Source organism: Streptomyces dryopteridis, assembly GCF_049606955.1.
GTDB lineage: Bacteria > Actinomycetota > Actinomycetes > Streptomycetales > Streptomycetaceae > Streptomyces.
The window spans coordinates 3,038,591-3,058,334 of sequence record NZ_CP187113.1; the positions used below are offsets into that span (position 1 = coordinate 3,038,591).

Annotated in this window: 15 protein-coding genes; 9 read left to right on the forward strand and 6 right to left on the reverse strand. The window is 74.7% G+C overall.

Annotated elements, in window-relative coordinates; all coding sequences use genetic code 11:
* Positions 1–2 precede the first annotated feature (2 nt).
* A complete protein-coding gene (locus ACN20G_RS12935) occupies positions 3–626 on the reverse strand; it encodes a TetR/AcrR family transcriptional regulator (RefSeq protein ID WP_424212902.1) in 624 nt (207 codons plus the stop codon).
* 120 nt (positions 627–746) lie between these two features.
* Between ACN20G_RS12935 and ACN20G_RS12940 the strand changes: the two genes are divergently transcribed.
* The 9 genes from ACN20G_RS12940 to ACN20G_RS12980 all read left to right on the forward strand — a co-directional run bounded on the left by ACN20G_RS12940 (position 747) and on the right by ACN20G_RS12980 (position 13,493).
* Complete coding sequence (locus ACN20G_RS12940) at positions 747–1,682, forward strand: alpha/beta fold hydrolase (protein ID WP_424212903.1); 936 nt, start codon at positions 747–749, stop codon at positions 1,680–1,682.
* 91 nt (positions 1,683–1,773) lie between these two features.
* Complete coding sequence (locus tag ACN20G_RS12945; RefSeq protein ID WP_424212904.1) at positions 1,774–3,174, forward strand: glutamate decarboxylase; 1,401 nt, start codon at positions 1,774–1,776, stop codon at positions 3,172–3,174.
* A gap of 507 nt (positions 3,175–3,681) precedes the next feature.
* The gene (locus ACN20G_RS12950) at positions 3,682–4,911 is read left to right on the forward strand and encodes an ATP-grasp domain-containing protein (protein WP_424212905.1); all 1,230 of its coding nucleotides are present in this window, start codon (positions 3,682–3,684) and stop codon (positions 4,909–4,911) included.
* Positions 4,912–5,076: 165 nt separating this feature from the next.
* Positions 5,077–6,330 (forward strand): radical SAM protein, encoded by a 1,254-nt coding sequence (locus tag ACN20G_RS12955; protein WP_424212906.1) that lies wholly within the window; start codon positions 5,077–5,079, stop codon positions 6,328–6,330.
* 119 nt (positions 6,331–6,449) lie between these two features.
* Positions 6,450–7,670, forward strand: a complete 1,221-nt coding sequence (locus ACN20G_RS12960) for an ATP-grasp domain-containing protein (protein WP_424212907.1) — start codon at positions 6,450–6,452, stop codon at positions 7,668–7,670.
* On the forward strand, positions 7,667–8,599 hold the full coding sequence (locus ACN20G_RS12965; RefSeq protein WP_424212908.1) for a sulfurtransferase: 933 nt from the start codon (positions 7,667–7,669) through the stop codon (positions 8,597–8,599). Before ACN20G_RS12960 ends, ACN20G_RS12965 begins: the two co-directional genes overlap by 4 nt.
* Complete coding sequence (locus tag ACN20G_RS12970) at positions 8,596–9,906, forward strand: MFS transporter (protein ID WP_424212909.1); 1,311 nt, start codon at positions 8,596–8,598, stop codon at positions 9,904–9,906. The genes ACN20G_RS12965 and ACN20G_RS12970 overlap by 4 nt, the downstream gene beginning before the upstream one ends.
* Positions 9,903–11,213 (forward strand): cystathionine beta-lyase, encoded by a 1,311-nt coding sequence (gene metC, locus ACN20G_RS12975; RefSeq protein WP_424212910.1) that lies wholly within the window; start codon positions 9,903–9,905, stop codon positions 11,211–11,213. The genes ACN20G_RS12970 and metC overlap by 4 nt, the downstream gene beginning before the upstream one ends.
* 102 nt (positions 11,214–11,315) lie before the next feature.
* A complete protein-coding gene (locus ACN20G_RS12980) occupies positions 11,316–13,493 on the forward strand; it encodes an ATP-binding protein (protein WP_424212911.1) in 2,178 nt (725 codons plus the stop codon).
* Between the two features lie 39 nt (positions 13,494–13,532).
* On the opposite strand, the gene ACN20G_RS12985 is transcribed toward ACN20G_RS12980, so the two are convergent.
* The 5 genes from ACN20G_RS12985 to ACN20G_RS13005 all read right to left on the reverse strand — a co-directional run bounded on the left by ACN20G_RS12985 (position 13,533) and on the right by ACN20G_RS13005 (position 19,738).
* On the reverse strand, positions 13,533–14,831 hold the full coding sequence (locus tag ACN20G_RS12985) for a hypothetical protein (protein ID WP_424212912.1): 1,299 nt from the start codon (positions 14,829–14,831) through the stop codon (positions 13,533–13,535).
* A gap of 661 nt (positions 14,832–15,492) precedes the next feature.
* On the reverse strand, positions 15,493–16,704 hold the full coding sequence (locus tag ACN20G_RS12990; RefSeq protein WP_424212913.1) for an NAD(P)/FAD-dependent oxidoreductase: 1,212 nt from the start codon (positions 16,702–16,704) through the stop codon (positions 15,493–15,495).
* 122 nt (positions 16,705–16,826) lie between these two features.
* Positions 16,827–17,771, reverse strand: coding sequence for an RNA polymerase sigma factor SigJ (gene sigJ, locus ACN20G_RS12995; protein WP_424212914.1), 945 nt, complete (start codon positions 17,769–17,771; stop codon positions 16,827–16,829).
* A gap of 108 nt (positions 17,772–17,879) precedes the next feature.
* Positions 17,880–18,572 carry a response regulator gene (locus ACN20G_RS13000; protein ID WP_424212915.1) on the reverse strand — a complete coding sequence of 231 codons (693 nt, stop codon included), beginning with the start codon at positions 18,570–18,572 and terminating at the stop codon, positions 17,880–17,882.
* Entirely contained in the window at positions 18,569–19,738 is a 1,170-nt protein-coding gene (locus tag ACN20G_RS13005; RefSeq protein ID WP_424212916.1) for a sensor histidine kinase, read from the reverse strand. The genes ACN20G_RS13000 and ACN20G_RS13005 overlap by 4 nt, the downstream gene beginning before the upstream one ends.
* Between the last annotated feature and the right edge of the window lie 6 nt (positions 19,739–19,744).

The window sequence follows — 19,744 nt, forward strand, 5'->3', positions numbered from 1 at the left end:
GCTCAGGCGTCCGGCGTCGGGGCGGGGGGCGCGGGGCGGAAGATCCGGTCCAGTTGGTGGGCCAGGACGGCCCGCGCCGAGTCCGGGGTGCGGTGGCCGACGAGGATGCTCGTGCCCAGGGTCCCGGCCATGGCCAGGAGGGCCGCGGCCTCCATGCGGGGGTCGACGGAGGGGTCGGCCGTGCCCGCCTCGCGGGCGGCGGCGATCAGGCCGGTCACGGCGTCCTCGGCGGCGTTCGGGCGCGCCGTGAAGGCGGCCAGCGACGGGTCGGTGACCGACAGGATCGCGTACGAGGTGAGGAGCAGGTGGAAGACCCTGCCCTCCTCGTCGAGCGGCAGTGAGGCGCCGAGCAGCTCCTCCACGGTCGCGCGCGGGCCGGGCGCGGGCCCGATGGCGGCGAGCCGGGCCCCGACGCGCGCCGTGAACACGTCGGTGAGGTGGTGCAGGCCGTGGAGGAGCAGCTTCTCCTTGGTCTCGAAGTAGTACTGGACCAGGCGCAGGGAGACCCCGGCCTCGGCGGCCACGTCGCGCATGCCGACCGCGTGCAGGCCGCGCCGGCCGGCGACCCGGACGAGGGCGGCGGCGATCTGGGTGCGTCGTTCCTCGTGGTCCACGCGTTTGGGCATGTCCTGCCGTCTCCTTCTGCCACTGCGGCTCCGGTTCACGGTACCGCCGTATCACTGTTGTGGTACGTTCGTACCACGAAAAGCCGAGGTGTTCACCCACTCCTGCCGGAGGTGCCCGCCGTGCCCCAGAACCAGCCCCGACCCCGTCGCGACATCGGCCGCTACGTCAGCGACGAGCTCCGGGACCGCTACTTCGCCACCGCCGACGCCCTCTTCGCCAAAGGCGCCCCCATACGCTCCGAGACGGACGTCGAAACCTCCTTCGGCACCACCCACGTCTACCGCTTCGGCCCCACCGACCCCGCCCACGAGGACCGCACCCCGATCGTCCTGATCCACGGCTCCGGCGGCTCCTCCGCCATGTGGTACCCCAACACCCCCGCCCTGGCCGCCGAACGCCCGGTCTACGCCCTCGACACCCCGGGCGACCCCGGCCGCAGCGTGCAGCGCGAACCCATGTGGCAGCCCGAGCGCGCCGCCCAGTGGCTCGACGAGTCCCTCGCCGCCCTCGACCTGGACCGGGTCCACCTGGTCGGCTCCTCCTACGGGGGCTGGCTCGTCCTCAACCAGGCCCACCTGCGGCGGGACCGGCTGGCCTCCGTCACCCTGCTCGACCCCGGCGGCCTGGAGAAGGTCGGCCTGCGCTTCTTCGTCTGGATCTTCCTCAGCCTGTTCGCGACCTTCGCCCCCAAGGCCCTGCGCCCCACCCTGGCGGCCTGGCTGGAGCAGCCGGTCATCGTGGTGCCCGAACTGCGGGCCTGGATCCAGGCCGGGGTGCGCGCCTTCCGGATCCGCCGGCCCGCGCCGCTGCCGCTGGCCGACGCGGACCTGAGCGCCCTGAGCACCCCGCTCTACCTCGTCCTCGGCAAGCGCAGCCTGCTGCTGCGCCCCAAGCGGCAGCTCGCACGCGTGCCCCGGCTGATCCCCGGCGCCCGCGCCGAGATCGTGGCCGCCACCGGGCACGGACCGCAGATCGACCACCCCGAGCTCGTCAACGACCGGATGCTCGCCTTCATGCGCGAGACCGAGGCCCGCACCGCCGGCCGGGCCGCCTGAGGCCGGTCCTCCCCGCCCGCGCCGACGGGCGGGGAGAGCGGGGACGTGGCTCAATGGAGGGGTTCGCGGGGGGCCGAACGAAGGGACGCCGGTGGCCCTGCACGAGATGAAGCCCCCCGAAGGCCGCGACGCCGCGACCGACGTGTTCGCCTCCCCGCTCAGCGAGGACGTGCTCCCCAAGTACCGGATGCCGCAGGAGCACAGCCGCCCCGAGGTGGTCTACGCCCTGCTCCACAACGAGCTGCTGCTCGACGGCAACGCCGCCCAGAACCTCGCGACGTTCTGCACCACCTGGACCGACGTCGAGGTCCGCCGGCTGATGGACGAGTGCCTCGACAAGAACATGATCGACAAGGACGAGTACCCGCAGACCGCCGAGATCGAGGCGCGCTGCGTGAACATCCTCGCCGACCTCTGGAACGCCCCGCCCGGGGACGGTCCGGGGGAGTCCCGGGCGGCCATGGGCTGCTCCACCACCGGCTCCAGCGAGGCCGCGATGCTCGGCGGCCTGGCCCTCAAATGGCGGTGGCGAGAACGCCGCAGGCAGGCGGGCAAGCCCACCGATCGGCCCAACATCGTGGCCGGTCCGGTGCAGATCTGTTGGGACAAGTTCGCCCGCTACTTCGACGTGGAGCTGCGCCAAGTGCCCCTGGAGCCCGGGGCCACCGGCCTGCGGCCGCACCAACTGCGCGAGTACGTCGACGAGAACACCATCGGGGTCGTCGCCATCCTCGGCGTCACGTACACCTGCGACTACGAACCGGTCGCCGAGATCGCCGCCGAACTCGACCGGATCGAGGCCGAGACCGGGCTGGACGTCCCCCTGCACGTGGACGCCGCGAGCGGCGGGTTCATCGCCCCCTTCCTCCACCCCGACCTGGTCTGGGACTTCAGACTCCCGCGGGTGGCCTCGGTGAACACCTCGGGCCACAAGTACGGGCTGGCGCCGCTGGGGGTCGGCTGGATCGTGTGGCGCACCGCCGACCTGCTCCCCGAGGACCTGGTCTTCCGCGTGGACTACCTCGGCGGGGACATGCCGACCTTCGCCCTGAACTTTTCCCGCCCCGGCGGCGAGATCGTCGCGCAGTACTACAACTTCCTGCGCCTGGGGCGCGCCGGCTACCGGCGGGTGCAGCAGGCATGCGCCGACACCGCCCGCTTCTTCGCGGGGCAGGTCGAGGCCATGGGCCCGTTCACCCTGCTGTACGACGGGACGGGCGCCCTGCCCGCCGTCTCGTACACCCTCACGGATCCGGCCGGCGCCGGGTTCACCCTGTACGAACTCTCGGATCGGCTCCGCGCGCGGGGTTGGCAGGTCCCCTCGTACCCGCTGCCCCCGGACCGGCAGGAGACCGTGATCCAACGCGTGCTCATCCGGCACGGCGTGGGCCGGGACGAGATCGACCTGCTCGCCCGCGACATGCGCCGCTGCGTGGCCGCGCTCACCGCGCCGCAGGACCCCGAGCCGCCCCGCGCGGCCTTCCACCACTGACCGCCACCACTGACCGGCCCCGTCCGGCGGGTGTCCGGTGCGTGACCGAACATCCGGCTCCGCGCCGGAGGTCCCGCACATCCGGTCCGTACCCCCACGTCCCGGTTTCCCCTGCCTCGTCAACGGCCGGGCCACGCACGGGATTCCCGCCCGACGGGCCCGTGATCGAGTTTGGCCGGATCCCTGCTACCGATGGGTAGATCCTGCTGCGGTTTTGTGAACGGAGTGTGTCGTGCCGGCCGAGAATTTGGCCGAAAACAGTCGCCCGAGGGTGGCCGGGAGGGCCCGGGGGTCGGCGCCCCGCGCCCCGTGACGATCGCCCCGCGCCGCCCCGGAAGCGACCGGACCCACCCCGCCCGCAGCCCCCTCCCGGCCGGGTTCCGGCAGGTCGGACGGGGCACCGGCCCGGATCCGCGAATCTGTTGACAGTCCCCGATCACGCTTGCGATGTTGTCCCCGCCGCGACGATCGAACGAACGGTCGGCGCGGCGGCTACGGGGAGGCAACGTGAACGCTGTGGGGGCGGGGGACGGGTCCCGGGGGACCCACCCGAACGGCCGGGACCATGCGGTCCCACCGCTGCCGGTGCTCGTGGTCGTCGGCGCCAATCCGACCGTGGCCCGCGAGGCCGAGGCCCTCCCGGCCCGGGTGGTCCACGTCCAGGCCCCCGGGGCGCCCGCGCTCCAACCCGGGGCACGGATCCTCACCGCCGACTTCCGCGACCTGCCCGCGTTCCTCGACTTCGCCGACGCGGTGCTGCGCCCGCTCGACCCGGTCGCCGTCGTCTCCCTCACCGAACACGGGCTGGAACCGGCCGCTCTGGCCGCCCGCCGGCTCGGCGTCCTGGGCACCGACCCCGAGCTGGTCCGCGCCACCCGCGACAAGCCCACGATGCGCCGGATCCTGCACGCCAAGGCCCCGCACCTGAACCCGGACTTCGCCCTCGGCGACGACGCCCCCGAAGTGGCCCGCCTCTTCGCCGAACACGGGCGGGCCGTGGCCAAACCCGTCGACGGGGTCGGCAGCGCCTCCGTCGCCCTCGTCGAGGGGCTCGCCGCCCTGCCCGCCGACCGCCGCACCGCCGACACCCTCCTCGAACAGTTCGTCGAGGGCACCGAATTCAGCGTCGAGGCCCTCTCGCGGGCCGGCGCCCACACCGTCCTCGGCATCGTCGAGAAGGGCGTGGCCGAGGGATTCGTCGAGGTCAGCCACCTGATGCCGGCGCCGTCCCTGGACGAGGCCCGGCGCGCGGCGGTGACCCGTGCGGTCGGCGAACTCCTCGACGCCCTCGGCGTCACCGACGGCCCCAGCCACACCGAGGTCAAGGTCGAGGGCGACAAGGTCCTCGTCATCGAGACCCACACCCGGCTCGGCGGCGACGGCATCGCCGACCTGGTCCGCCTCACCACCGGTGTGGCCTGGCGCCGCGCCGCCCTCGGTTGGCCCCTGGGCCTGGGCCTGCCCCGCGAGGCCGCCCACGCGCCGGCCGCCGCCACCGTCTTCCTGACCGCCCGCCCCGGCCGGGTCACGCACGTCGGCCCGCCGCCCGCCCTGCGCCGGGGCCGCGTGCACACCTGGGACCTTCCGCTGCACCTCGGCGCCGAGGTGTCACCCCTGCGCTCCTCCACCGACCGGCTCGGGATGGCCGTCCTCACCGCCCCGGACCCGGCGAGCTGCGCGGACGCCGTCGCCGAACTCCTCGCCCACCCGGTCGTGACCACCACCCCGACCGACTGACCCCCGGCGCCCCTCCCGCGCCGCCCCCTCACACCACCGACCGCCCCACCGCGCGCCGGCGTGCCCCGGCGCGCCCACGCACACCCCTCAAGCCCTCCCAGGCCACACCCGCACCACGCACCGCTCTGAGACGCCGTTCACCACACCTCACCGCACGGGGGAACCATGTCCGTTCAGAACGAGCCCATCTCGTACGACTTCCACGGGGACGAGCCCTTCTCCACGCCCTTCAAGGACATCAGGCCCGAGGACATCCACATCTACCTCGACCTCGACACCAAGGTCGGCAAGAACACCTGCGGCCAGAAGTGCAACCACTGTTGGTTCGTCAACTACGAGAAGGTCTACGACAAGTCCTTCGCCATGGCCGAGGGCCCCCTGATCCTCTCCGGCCTCCAGGCGCACGGCTACCACGTCTACCCGCGCTACGTGGACAGCTTCGCCTACGACGGCGAGTTCATGCGGATCTACGGACCCGCCAACAACCGCGAGTTCCGCCAGGAATCCGACCACAAGCCCACCGAGACCATGGAGAAGGGCGACGCCTGGACCAGCGGCCGGCCCCTCCTCGCCGACAACTGGCGCGAACTCCTCGACCTCGCCGCCGAGAACGGCTACGGCACCGTCTCCATCACCTACCACGGTCGGATCGCCGAGGACCTCACCGTCGTCGACCACAAGACGTACCCCATCAAGGGCGTCTTCTCCGGAGCGGACACCGAGAAGGTCCTGCGCCGCATCGAGGAGTGGAACGCCGGCCGCGACCCCGAGGACGCCTTCCGCGTCAACATCGGAGTCACCGTCGGCCGCCACAACCACGGCCGCGAGCACCTCGAACGCTACGCACACTACTTCAACCGGCTCGGCGTGGCGACCGTCCGCTTCAACAACTTCACCGACCACGGCAACCGCCACCCCGACCTGCGGTTGTCCCGCGAGGAGATCGAGCAGGCGTACCGCGACTTCAAGGACATCCACGACACCGTCCCGCTCTCCTTCCAGCTCGGCGTCAGCGAGGACTTCGGCACCTTCGGCATCAAGGCCATGGGCTTCCCCGGGCACGTCGGCTGGTGCCGCGCCGGCCGCCAGCTGTTCGCCGCGATCCCGGCCGTCGAGGAGGTCCTCTCCGACGGCCCCGAGGGCCGCCGCGAGAAGATCGGCGACGTCGTGGGCTGCGTCAACACCTTCGAACCCCACCTGGGCACCCTCGTGCGCACCGTCACCCCCGGCCCGGACGGCGAGGTCACCGCCTACGACGTCGAGTTCGACCACGACGAGATCGAGGCGTTCACCGCCAAGCGCCTCGCCGGCACCTACAAGGACGGCTGCTTCGCCACCGAGCTCTCCGAGGAGCTGGGCCTGATCTCCCGGATCCCCGAGCGCCGCCGCCTGCCGCTGCTCGTCGACGCCCGGTCCTGACCCTCCGCCCCTGACACCCGACCGCCCGACCGTCCGCCGCCCGGCAGCCGCCGGGCGGCGCCCCGCCCGCGGCCCGCCACACCCGTCGCCGCCCGAGCCCGGAGGGACAGCCCGCCCCGATGCGCCACGTCCTCGTCTTCGCTAAGACGCCCCACGCCAAGACCCCCTACGACCAGTGGCTCGACGGCACCGACGTCGTCCCCGTGATCCTCACCCCCACCGAGTACGCGGCCGGCTACGCCCACCTGCCGCACGTCCACGCCTTCGACGGCTACGACACCAACCAGCTCGTCGAGAAGACCGCGCTCCGGCTGGGCCGCGAACTCGCCGTCGACGCCGTGTTCGCCCGCGCCGAGGCCGACGTGCTGCGCGCCGCCCGACTGCGCGAGCTGCTCGGCGTGCCCGGCGGGCACCTCGCGAGCGCGCTGGCCTTCCGCGACAAGGTGGTCATGAAGGACCACCTGGTGGGCGGGCCCGTCGAGATCCCGCCCTACCGTGCGATCGACTCCGCGTACACGGTGCTGGAGTTCACGGCCGAACACGGCTACCCCGTCGTGATCAAGCCGGTCTCCGAATCCGGCTCACTGGGCACGGTCGTCGTCCGCGACGAGGCCGAGCTCGACGCGTACCTGGCCCGCCCCTGGTCCGGCCGCAGCGAGATCGAGGTCTTCGTGCCCGGCCCGATGTACCACGTGGACGGCCTGGTCGTGGACGGGGAGGTGGTCTTCGTGCACCCCTTCCGCTACCTCCACGACTGCCTGTCCTTCCGCGCCGACGACTGGGTCGGCAACATCCCCCTCACCGCCGAGGACCCCGCGCACGACCGGCTGGTCAAGGCCGCGCGCGCCGTCCTCGACACCCTCCCCACCCCGCCCCACCTGGCCTTCCACGCCGAGTTCTGGATCACCCCCGACGACCGCGTGGTCTTCTGCGAGATCGCCGGCCGGACCGGCGGCGGCATGATCAGCTCGATGGTCCGGCACGCCTTCGGCCTCGACCTCGACCGGCAGTGGCTCTACGCCGAATGCGGCCTGCCCACCACCGTCCCGCCCCACCCCGCCCCCCACCGGCCGGCCGGCGCCCTGTGCATCCCCCCGCGCCGGGGCGTGCTGGAGGCCCTGCCCACCGGGGCGCGACCGGAGGCCGTGCTGGAGGAGTCCTGGACCGGGGCCGTCGGCCAGGAGTTCCACGGCGGCGTCAAGTCCGGCCTGTTCCTGGCCGGTTACGTCGTGGGCGCGCCCACCGAGGAGGATGTGGCCGACCGACTCGAACAGGTGGCGGGCTGGTTCTCGGACAACACCCGGTACCGGCCCGTCGATTCCCCCGGAGGCACCGCATGAGCAGCACCCCTTCCCCCGCCGTCGGCCCCGGCCCGGACCCCCTGGGCGATCTTGTCGACGTGTCGACACTCGCGGAGCTCCTCACCCGGGACGACACGGTCCTCTTCGACGCCTCCGTCGGCGCCCACCGCGGCGCCCCCGCCCGGATCCCCGGCGCCCGGCCCTTCGACCTCGACGGCGCCCTCTCCGACCACGACACCGACGTCCCGCACACCATGCCCGGCCCCGACGCGTTCACCGAGGCCGTCCGCGAGCTCGGCCTGCGCGAGGGCGACACCGTCGTGGTCTACGACGCCCAAGGCGTCTACTCCAGCGCCCGCGCCTGGTGGATGCTGCGCGCCATGGGCTTCGACCGGGTCGCCGTCCTCGACGGCGGCCTGCCCGCCTGGCGCGCCGCCGGCCTTCCCGTCGAAGCCGAACCGGCCCGGTACGCGGGACCGCGCGGGACCTTCACCGCCCGGCCCCGGCCCGGCCTGATCGTCGACGCCGACACCGTGGCCAAGGCCCTCGCCGACCCCGCCGCCCGCGTCCTCGACGCCCGCACCCGGGGCCGGTACGCGGGCACCGCCCCCGAACCGCGTCCCGGCCTGCGCGGCGGCCACATGCCCGGCGCGGTCAGCCTGCCCTTCGGCGAGCTCCAGGACGCCGACGGCGCCATGCTCCCCGTCGACTCCCTGCGCGCCGCCTTCGCCGAGGCCGCCGGGGACGGCGAACGGCTCTACTTCAGCTGCGGATCGGGCGTCACGGCCTGCGTCCTCGCCCTCGGCGCCACCCTCGCCGGCCGCGAGGACCTCGCCGTGTACGACGGGTCCTGGAGCGAATGGGGCCTGCCCGCCACCAGCCCCGGGGACCGCCCCGTGGTCACCGGGGACGCCGTGCACGGGGATGCGGCCGCCGCGCCCGCCGACGGAGGGAGTCCCGCGCCGTGACCCCCACCCGCCCGGGCGGCGGCTCCCTCGCCGCCCGCCGGCGCGCCCTGACCGCACTGCCCGCCGGGCTGCGGGCCCTGATCGCCCTGTCCTTCGTGGTCGCCCTCGGCAGCTACATGGTCACGCCGTTCATCGGCGTGCTCATGGTGCGGGCCGTCGGACTGGACGTGCGGATCGCGGGGATCCTCGTGGCCGCCGCCACCTTCGTGCAGTTCGGCGGCAGCATCCTCGGCGGGCCCGTCGTGGACCGCCTGGGCCTGAAGCGCACCATGGTCTCCGCCCTCGCCCTGCGCACCGCCGGCCTGGTCCTCCTCGGCCTGGCCACCAGGGCCCCGTGGGCCGCGTACCCGGCCGTGCTCCTCGTCGCCGCCGGCCCGGCCCTCTATCTGCCGGCCAACAAGGCGTACATCGTCACGAGCGTCTCCGAGGAACTGCGCCCGCTGTTCCTCGGGGTCAGCGGCGCCGCCCTCAACGCCGGCATGGGCCTGGGGCCGCTGCTCGCCGCGCTGCTCGTGGACGCCGACCCGATGGCCCTGCTGATCGGTCTGGCGGCCCTCTTCGCGCTGATCACCCTCGCACACCAGCTCACCCTGCGCGGCGACGCCCGCCCGACCCCGGCCACGAGCCCGGTCGCGAGCCCGACCGTGCGGACCGGGCGATCCGGCAGCCGACGGGCCGCCCTGCGCGGCGCGCTGCGCCCCGTGCTCTTCACCGCCCTCGCCTTCTACCTGTACTTCTTCTTCCAGAGCTTCATGGGCCTGTACGCGGCCGGCCTCTCCGACATCCGGGTGCTCGGCTGGGTCATGCTCCTGAACTGCGCGATGGTGGTGGTGCTGCAACCGGCCCTCGCCGACCGCATCGCCCGCGCCGGCTACCGCCCGCTGGTGGTCGGCTCCTTCCTCCTGATGGGACTGGGCACGGCCGCCCTCGCGCACGGCGGCCTGCCCGCGCTGCTCGGTGGCACCGCCCTGTTCACCCTCGGGGAGATCTTCCTGTTCCTGCGGTGCGACCTCGAACTCGTCGACCGGGTGCCCGGCAACCCGGCCTTCGCGTTCGGTGTACAACGACTGACCGCCGGGATCGGCGGCGGCGCCGCCGGGGTGGTCGGAGGCTTCCTCTTCGCCCACTACCAGGCGGCCGGTCGGCTGGGCGCGTTCTGGCTGGTGGTGGCCGCCCAGTGCGGGGCCGCCGCCGTCCTCGCCCTGTTCCTCGCGGGTGGCCGACGGAGCGTCGAGCCCCTCGCCGTGCCGAGCCCCGCGCCACCGCCCGCCGCACCCACCGGAACCGAGACCACGGTGACCCGATGACGCAGACCGATCCGCGACCCACCCCGCACCCTGTTTCACGTGAAACACCGGCCGAACCCCTCGCTGTTTCACGTGAAACAGCGCCCGAGGCCCGCGAGGTTTCACGTGAAACACGGGCCCCCGAGCACGGCCGGGACACCCGGCTGGTGCACGCCGGCGCCGATCCGCGGGCCCACGGCGGGTACGTGAACCCGCCGCTGCACCGGGCCTCCACCGTCCTCTACCGGGACACCGCCGAGATGGCCGCCTCCCAGGCGGACCCCCTCAAGCGGGAGGGACCCGTCTACGGCCGCTTCGGCACCCCGACCACGCGCGCCTTCGAGGAGGCCCTCGCCGAGTTGGAGGGCGGGCACGCGGCCGTCGTCACCTGCTCCGGGCTGGCCGCCATCACCACCGCGATCCTCGCGTACGTCCGCGCGGGCGACCACCTCTTGGTGAGCGATTCCGTCTACCTCCCGACCCGCCGGTTCTGCGATTCCCTCGCCGCGCTGGGGGTCACCGCCGAGTACTACGACCCGCGCGCGGACGGCCCCGCCATCGCCGCGCTGATCCGCCCCGAGACCCGGCTCCTCTACCTGGAGTCCCCCGGCTCGACCACCTTCGAGGTGCAGGACCTGCCCGCGATCACCGAGGTCTGCCGCGCTCGGGGCGTGATCACGATCGCCGACAACACCTGGGCCACCCTCGCCTTCTGCCGCCCGCTGACGTTGGGCGCGGGCGTGGACGTGGTGGTGCACTCGGCGACCAAGTACCTGACCGGCCACGCCGACAGCATCCTCGGGGCGATCGTCTGCACCCCCGAGAGCCATCCGGTGATCCGCGCCGCCGCGATCCGGCTCGGCCAGTGCGCGAGCGCCGACGACGCCTACCTGGGCCTGCGCGGGCTGCGCACCCTCGGGGTCCGCCTGGACCGTCACCACGAACGCGGTCTCGCCCTGGCCGCCTGGACGGCCGGCCGCGAAGGGGTGGTCGGCGTGCTGCACCCCGGTCTGCCCACCGACCCCGGACACGCCCTGTGGCGGCGGGACTTCACGGGCGCGGCCGGCCTGTTCGGCGTGGAACTCGACACCCGTTTCGGTGCCCGGGCCGTGGACGCGATGCTCGACCGGCTGCGCCTGTTCGGCCTCGGGCACAGCTACGGCGGTCACGAGAGCCTCGTCGTGCCCACCGACCCGGTCGCCCACCGACTGCCCGGCACCTGGGCCGGCCGGGGCCCGCTGCTGCGCGTGCACGTCGGGTTCGAGGACCCCCGGGACCTGGAGGCGGACCTCGCCGCGGCCTTCGACGTGCTCCTCGCCCACGGGTGACCGGGGCCGGCGCGAATCCTTCCCGAACCCGCGCGTCGGCCGGCGCCCGGGGATACAGTCCGGCGAGAGGCGGTTCGGTGACCCGGGGAGGGGCTGGCTGACATGCTGGAGGTCGTGGCGCTCGGCGCGCTGACCGCGTTCCTCACCTCGGTGGGCAATGGCGCGGCCGGTGAGATGGGCAAACAACTGTTGCTGTCCACCGGCGCCCTGGTGCGCCGGGCCACCGGCCGGGACGTCCCGCTGCCCGCCGACCCCGCCGGCTGGGAGGCACTGGCCGGGCAGGTGCACGCCCGTACCGCCGAGGACCCCGAACAGGCCCGCGCCTGGGTCGCCCTGCTCACCGCGTTCGCCGCGTCCGGCGCCGGCCCGACCCTGCTCTCCAGGGGCCCGGGACTGCCCCCGGCCACCCGGCACTTCACCGACCGCAGGGACGTCGTGCGCCGGCTGCGCCGCGAGGCGACGCGGCCCGCCGCCGGGCGTCCCCGCGTCGCCCTGGTGCACGGCCCGCCCGGGATCGGGACCAGCGCCGCCGCCCTGCGGGTCGGCGCCCTCAGCCGACACCGCTTCCCCGACGGACAGTTCCACGTGGACCTACGCGAACTCGCGGCGGGCGAGCGCGGCCCGACCCCGGCCGCCGTCCTCGGGCTGCTGCTGCGCCGGATGAACGTGGCCGCCGACCGGATCCCGGGTTCCGAGGCCGACCGCGAGGACCTGTACCGGCGGCTGACCGCCGACCGCCGCGTCATGATCGTGGTCGACCACGCCTCCTCGGTGGCCCAGGTCAGGGGGCTGATTCCGGCCACTCCCGGAGTGTTCCTGCTGATCGTGGTCTCCGGGCCGCCGTTCGTGCTGGAGGCCGAGTCGGTACCGGTGCCGCCGCTGCGCGACCGGGACGCCGTGCGGCTGCTGCGGAAGGTCGCGGGCCGGGCCCGGGTCGCGGACGCCCGGCACCGGCTCCCCGAGGTGCTGGGGCACTGCGCGGGCAATGCCTTCGCCCTGCGCGCGGCCGCCCTGAACCTGCCCACGAGCGCGCCCGCCGGACACCCCGCGCCCGCCCCGGACCGGGGCCCCGGCCACGATCCCGACCACGACCCGGTCCGGGCCGCGACCCGTGCCACCGTCGCCGGGCTGCGCCCGGAGACCGCACGGATGCTGCGGCTGACCGCCCTCGGCGGCTGGCCCGTGCTGACCCCGGCCCTCGCCGCGGTCACCGCCGAGGTCACCGAGGACGAGGCCGAGCGGATGCTCGCCGAGGCCGTCGACGCCCATCTGCTGGAAGCCCGACCCGACGCCCGCCACCGGTTCCGCCCCGAGGTCAGGCGCCCGCTGGCCGCCGACGCCGGCACGGAGCACGGGGTGGCGCATTGCTCGGCGGCCGTCGCCCGCGCCCTCGACCACCTCCTGGACCACGCCGTGCGCACCGCCCACGCGGCCCTCCCGCAGAGCTGGCGCGCCGTGCCGGTGACCGGTCGCGGGGAGCCCGTGCCGCAGGTCGGGGCCCCGGACCGGGAGCCGGGGGCCGCCCTGACCGCGCTCGTGGCCGAGGTCCCCAACCTGGTGCACGGGGTCACCCTCGCCCGCGACCACCACCGGATCGACACGGCCCTGCTGCTGGCCCGGGCCCTGTGGCCGCTGCAACTCCAGGCCGGGCACTGGGACGAGCTGCTGCCCGCCCTGCGGGCCGCCGCCCGCTGCGCCGACGAGGAACGCCCCGGCACCCGGATCGCGGGCGCCCTGCACTTCCAACTCGCCCAGTGCCTCGGCGAACTCAAGCGCCGCGAGGAGGCCGACCGGGCCATCGAGGCGGCCGTCCGCGCCGAACGGGCCGCCGGGCACGTCCGCGGCGAGGCGTCCTGCGTGGAGTACCGGGGCCTGCTGCGGCTCTACGACTGGCAGTCCGAGGCCGCGTACGAGGGATTCGTCGAGGCGGGGGCCGTGTACGACCGGATCGCCGAGGGCGAGGAGGGTTGGACGGACCTGCCGCGCGCCCGCGCCCTGCTGCTCCGGCACCGGGGCCGGGCCCTGCGCGGCACGGGCCCCCTCGACGAGTCCCGGCGGCTGCTGGAGGACGCGGCCGAGTTCTTCGCGACGCACGGGGACCCCTACAACCGGGCCCGGACCCTCACCGACCTGGCCGAGACCCTGCACCTGGCCGGGGAGAACGAGACGGCGCTGGCCCGGATCACGGAGGCGGAACGGCTGCTGCCGGAGTCCGCGACCCCGCACCGGGCGTACCTCGCCGGACTGCGCATGTACTGCGGCGGCGGACCCACCCCCTGACCGGCCCCACCCCCTGACCGGCCCCGGGCCCGACTGCGGTCACGCCTCGGGCCGGTCCGCCTCCACCAGCACCGGATGCGCCCGCCCCGCGACCCGTACCGCGAAGGCACCGGCACCCGCCGCGTCCGACGGCCGGCCCGCGTCGAGCCACGCCGCCAGCCCGACCGCGTACGCCGGCGGGTCGGCGTCGGCCCCCGGCGCGGCCGCCAACCGGAACAGCCCGTGCGACCGCACCCGGACCACACACGCGTCCGGCCCCGTCACCCAGGCGGCCGCCGCGCAGTGCGGATACCGCCGCAGCACCTCCGCCGTCCACGCCTCCGGCCCCCCGAACCGGGGATCCTCCGCCGGCCCCTCCCGCGTGATCAGATCGGCGGACTCCAGGGCCTCCGGATCCAGGGTGTCCTCGTGCACGAGCAGCCGCGAGGCGCCGCCCGCCCCGTACGGGTGCGCCGTGGACCGTTCCACCGTGACCTCCGCCCCCGACACCAGGGTCCGCGCGAAGTACGGCGCCGTGCGCCGGGGCGGCTCGTGCGGGGGCAGGGGCAGGGGCTCCAGCAGCGCGGGCGCCGCCGGTTCGGGCAGCCCCAGCAGGGCGTAGAAGTGGCGGCGCAGCAGGCCCGCCGAACCCCCGGGCGCCGAGGTCGTGAACTCGGCCGGCCCCGGCAGCGGCCGGTGCTTCGCGATCACCTCGTGGAAGCCCCGCGCCAGGTCCGCGCCCGCGTCGAACCGGGGCGCCTCCCGCACGAACGCGGCGGGCGGCGCCTGCGGGTCCAGCCGCTCCGCCCCGTCGGCGGCGATCAGCACCGGCAGGCCGAGGGCGGCGGCGTAATAGGAGACGGCGCCGAAGTCGCCCACCACCAGATCCGCGGCCACCAGGGCCTGCCGCCAGGACCGCACCGGGTCGATCAGGGTCAGCCCGGCCCGCCGCGCCCCGTCCAACCAGGCCCGCACCTGCCCGGGACCGTGCCCGAACCACACGTTGGGGTGCAGCACGGCGACCACGCGGTACTCGTCGGCCGGCAGTTCGGCGCCGAGCCGGGGCAGCAGGCCCGGCAGCAGGTCGGCGTCACCACCGTTGCCGAAGAAACCCTCCGGGTTCCACGTCGAGTTCAGGACGACGAGCCGCTGCCCGGAGCGCACGCCCAGGGCCCGGCGGAACCGCTCGCGGTGCGGACGGGCGGCCAACATCCGGTCGAAGCACGGGTCCCCGCCGAGCACCGCCGCGTCCAGGGCCTGCGGGCATGCCTCGCGCAGCCGATCGACCTGCTCGGGGTGGGACAACACGAGCCCGTCCACGAAGGGTTCGCCCCCGACGAGCAGCCACTCGGCGGACAATCCGAACGTCGGCTCCCGGCTCCCGGCTCCCGGCTCCCGGCTCCCGGCTCCCGGCTCCCGGCTCCCGGCTCCCGGCTCCCGGCTCCCGGCTCCCGGCTCCCGGCTCCCGGCTCCCGGCTCCCGGCTCCCGGCTGCGCCAGTTTCTTAGTATATCCGACACCATGTGACAATACGCTCAACTTACCGTGCAGACGGTGAAGTTCGCCGCCGAAGCTCGCCGACACCGCCAGGTCCACCGGCGTCTCCAGCGCCTGCTCCCACGGCAGCACCGGCAGCCCCAGCCCCTCGAACACCTCGTCCAGCCCGCCCCGGAACACCGACGAGCCGGTGGAGGTCACGAGCAGCTGCACCCGGAAGTCGTCCCGGAACAACGGCAGCACGTCGAGCAGCCGCCCCGCGGAGGTGACGTTGTGGGCCACGAGCAGCACCCGCCGCTCCACCGCCCGGCTGGTCCACCGCTCGGCGCCCTCCCCCACCGGCACCCCAAGCGGCACGCCCGCACCTCCCGCCACGCCCACACCTCCGTGCACCCGGCCAACTCGCCCCGCAGCCGCCCACTTTAACGCCGCGGGCGCGCGGGGCGGTGCGGAACGGGCGGGTCCCCCCGGCCGGGAATCCGGCCCCCGTCGCCGCCCCGCACGGCCGCCCCCGTCCTCGCCGCTCAGGCCGCCGTGCCCGCGCGGACCGCGTCCGGGGTGCGGACCTCCGCGCCGACCGTGCGCCGCCGCCGACCCGGCATGCCCAGGGTCGGGTGCGCGACGCCCCAGGCCGCGCCCTTGCAGATCAGCTCCTTGTAGCGCGCCGCGAGCCGACCCGTGAGCGCCCGCTCCACCGCCCGGTCCTCGGCCGTGACGAACTGGATCAGCCCCTCCTGCCGGCCCAGCGAGACGCACCACTGCGTGTACCTGATGTCGATCCGGGGCACCTCGGCCCCGGTGAGCCGGGCGGCGATGGCGTCGGCGGCCTGCCAGGCCATCGGCACGCCCGAGGCGCACGACATGCGCAGCGGCCGCCCGCCGGGGCCGAGCGCCATCGCCGCGTCGCCCACGGCGTACACGTCGGGGTGCGAGACCGAGCGCATGGTCTCGTCGACCACGATCAGTCCCCGCTCGGTGACCTCCATCGTGGTGGCCCCGGCGATGGGGTGCACGGCGAATCCGACGGTCCAGACGGTGACCTCGGCGGGCAGGCTCCGTCCGTCCGCGGTGGTGACGCGGTCGGCCGCCACGGCCGTGACCGGGGTGTTCTCGTGGACCGTGACGCCGAGCCCGTCGAGCACCTTCCGCAGGTGGGCGCGGCCCTTCGCCGAGAACTCGGCGCCCAGCGCGCCGTGCGTGGCCAGCGCCACGTCCAGGTCCGGCCGCGCCTCGGCGATCTCCGTCACGGCCTCCAGGCCGGTCAGCCCGCCGCCCACCACGAGCACCGGACGGCCCGCGCCCAGGCCCGCCAGTCGCTCGCGCAGCCGCAGCGCGCCGGCCCGGCCCGAGACCTCGTGGGCGTACTCGGCGGTGCCCGGCGCCCCGCCGTCGTCCCAGCCGCTGCCGAGCGCGTAGACGAGGGTGTCGTACTCCAGCTCCTCCGTCCGCCCGGGGGCGGTCACGGGGCTGAGGGTGACCCGCTTGCGGTCCGCGTCCACGGCGGTCGCCTTCGCGAGCCGCAGCCGCACGCCGGTGCCCGCGAACATCGCGTCGAAGGGCCGGGGCGCGAGCTCCTGGCCGACCGCGATCTGGTGCAGGCGGACCCGCTCCACGAACTCGGGCTCGGGGTTGACGAGGGTGATGGCCACGTCCTCGCGGTGCAGCCGCTTGGCGAGACGGCCGGCGACGACGGCTCCGGTGTAGCCGGCTCCGAGGACGACGATGCGGTGCTGCATGTCCGTGCTCCTGTCTGGGCGGGTCCGCCGATGTCCGGCGTGGTGTCGCTCCTTGAACCGGACGGCCCGACGTTCCCTGACAGGATTCGCATGTGACCCGCGTCACATCCTCCGCGCTCGCTTCAGAGGGTGTGGAGCGGAGCCTCCCCGGCGTGCCCGGCGGCCCAGCGCGCGGTGGCGCGCACGAGCTTGTCGGGGTTGACCTGGCTGCGCACGGCCACGATCCCCTCCGGGGTGACCTCCAGGCAGGAGATCGTGACGACCCGGCCCTCCACGAGCACGAAGAAGGCCGGTTCGCCGTTCGCGATGCCCGCGTGGATCTCGGGGATCCCGCCCACGATGGCCCGCTTGGCCTTGCCGGGCTTGAACAGCCCGCGCAGGAACGTGGCGACCGCGACCGCGCCCTCGAACGCCTTCGCCCGCGCCGGCATCTTCCCGCCGCCGTCCCCGATCGCCACGGCCCCGGTGGTCAGCAGCCGCACGAGGGGTTCGGTGCGCCCGCTGGTCGCCGCCGCCAGGAACTCCTCGACGATCCGCCGCGCGGCGTCCGCGTCGATCTCGGTGCGCACCTTGCCGGCGGCGATGTGCTTCTTCGCCCGGTGGTAGGTCTGTTGGGCGGTGGCCTCGCTGATGTCGAGGATCTCGGCGATCTCGCGGTGCGGGTGGTCGAACGCCTCGCGCAGCACGTACACCGCGCGCTCGTTGGGGGTCAGCCGTTCCAGCAGCACCAGCACCGCGTACGACACGGACTCGCGCTGCGCGGCGGTCTCGGCCGGGCCCAGCATGGGGTCGCCTTCGAGCAGCGGCTCGGGCAGCCAGTGCCCGACGTACGTCTCCCGCCGGGCCCGCGCCGAGGTCAGCAGGTTCAGGCACAGGTTGGTGAGGACCTTGGTCAGCCACGCCTCGGGCACCTCGACGCGCCCGATGTCGGCCGCCTGCCAGCGCAGGAACGTCTCCTGCACGACGTCCTCGGCCTCGCTCGACGAGCCCAGCAGCCGGTAGGCGATGGCCTCCAACCGCGGCCGCGCCGCCTCGAACCGCTCCACGTCGGCAGTGATCATCCCCATCCCCGCACCCTAGCGGCCCCACCGCCGCGTCGGCAGACCGGCGAGCGACCCGGATCAGGTGCCGACGGGCCGGAGGCTCGCCTGGTGCCGGGGCGCGCGGGCCGTCGCTCAGTGGGTTCCCAGGCCGCCGTCGGAGGCGGACACGACTCCGGACTCGTACGCCGCGATCACCAGCTGGGCGCGGTCGCGGGCGCCCAGTTTGGCCAGGAGACGGCCGATGTGGGTTTTCACCGTGCCCATGCTCAGGTGCAGACGCGCCGTGATCTCGTCGTTCGACAGGCCCCGTGCGATCAACTCCAGTACCTCGCGTTCCCGCTCCGTCACCCCGGTCAGCGCGCCCCCGCCCCGGCCGGCGCCCGGGTCCGGGCGGCGGGTGAACTCCTCGATCAGGCGGCGGGTCACCGACGGAGCCAGCAGGGAGTCGCCCCCCGCCACGACCCGAATCGCGGCCAGCACCTCCGCCGGCGGGGCGTCTTTGAGGAGGAAGCCCGCCGCACCGGCCCGCAGGGCCGCGTACACGTACTCGTCGAGGTCGAACGTGGTCAGGATCAGCACCCGTACGCCGGCGGTACGGGGGGAGCGGCAGATCTGTCGGGTTGCCTCGATGCCGTCCATGACCGGCATCCGAACGTCCATCAGGACGACGTCCGGGCGGTGCAGGCGGGTGAGTTCGACGGCCTCGGCCCCGTCGCCCGCCTCCCCGACGGCGGTGAGGCCGGGCTCGTTCTCGACGAGGATCCGGAAGGAGCCGCGCAGCAGCACCTGGTCGTCGACGACGAGCACCCGTGTCCCGTCCGTCATGCGGTCCTCCTCACGCCGTCCTGCGGCAGGCGGGCGGAGACGGCGAAGCCCCCCTCGGGGCGTGGGCCCGCGCTGAACGTACCGCCGTGCGTCATCGCCCGCTCCCGCATTCCGACCAGGCCGTGGCCCCCGGGCCGTTCGAGGTCGGGGCCTCGCGCGCCGTCGTCCGTGACATCGATCCGCACCTCGCTCGGGTCGGCCTCGACCGTCACCCGACAGCGTGCGGGGGCCGCGTGCCTGACCACGTTCGTGAGTGACTCCTGGACGATCCGGTGAACGGCCAGGGCGATTCCCGCGGGCAGACCGTCCTTTGGCACCCGGACGCTCAAGTCGACGTCCACACCGGCCTGTCGTGCCTGGTCGGCCAACCGGTCGAGTTCGTCGAGGCCGGGCACCGGGCCCAGCGGGGCGGCGCCCGTGTCGGTGCGGAGCACGCCCAGGGTGCGACGCATCTCGGTCATGGCGGCCCGGCTGGTGCGTTCGATGACCCGCAGCGCGTCCACGGCCTCCTCCGGGCGCTGCTGGGCCACGTGTGCGGCGACCCCCGCCTTCACCGCGATGAGACCGAGGCTGTGCGACACGATGTCGTGCAACTCCCTTGCGATCCGCAACCGTTCCTCGGCGATGGCGTGCTCGGTGCGGCGGGCGGCGCGGTCGGCCTCCCGGGCCCGGCGGGCGCGTACGACGAAACCCGCGGCCCAGCCGCCGCCGAGGACCAGCCAGACGATGGCGGCGACGCCGGCCGCCCCGCTCCAGGTCTCGGCCGGGGTGACCACGGCCTCTCCGGTGAGGACCGCGGCCGCCGCGAGGGTGAGGGAGGCGGCGAGCACCGGCACCGAGCGCCGCGGGGGCCTGGTGAGGGCGACCGTGTAGAGGACGAGGCCCACTCCGGTCCACGGCTCGCGCGTCACGTCCAGGAGCGTGGCGGTGACGGCTCCGGCGAGGGCCGTCGCCGCGGCCGGTACGGGCCACAGTCGGCGGACGGCGACCGGGAGGCCGACCGCCGAGGCCACGAGCACGCCCGCCCACACCGGTCCGGTGTAGGCGGGCTGGGTCCCGCCGCCCGACATCCGGGTGAAACCGACGTACACGGCGGTGACCAGCAGCGCGGTCGCCAGGTCCAGCGCGAGCGGATGGCCGGCGCGCAGTCGGCGGGGGACACGCATGATTCG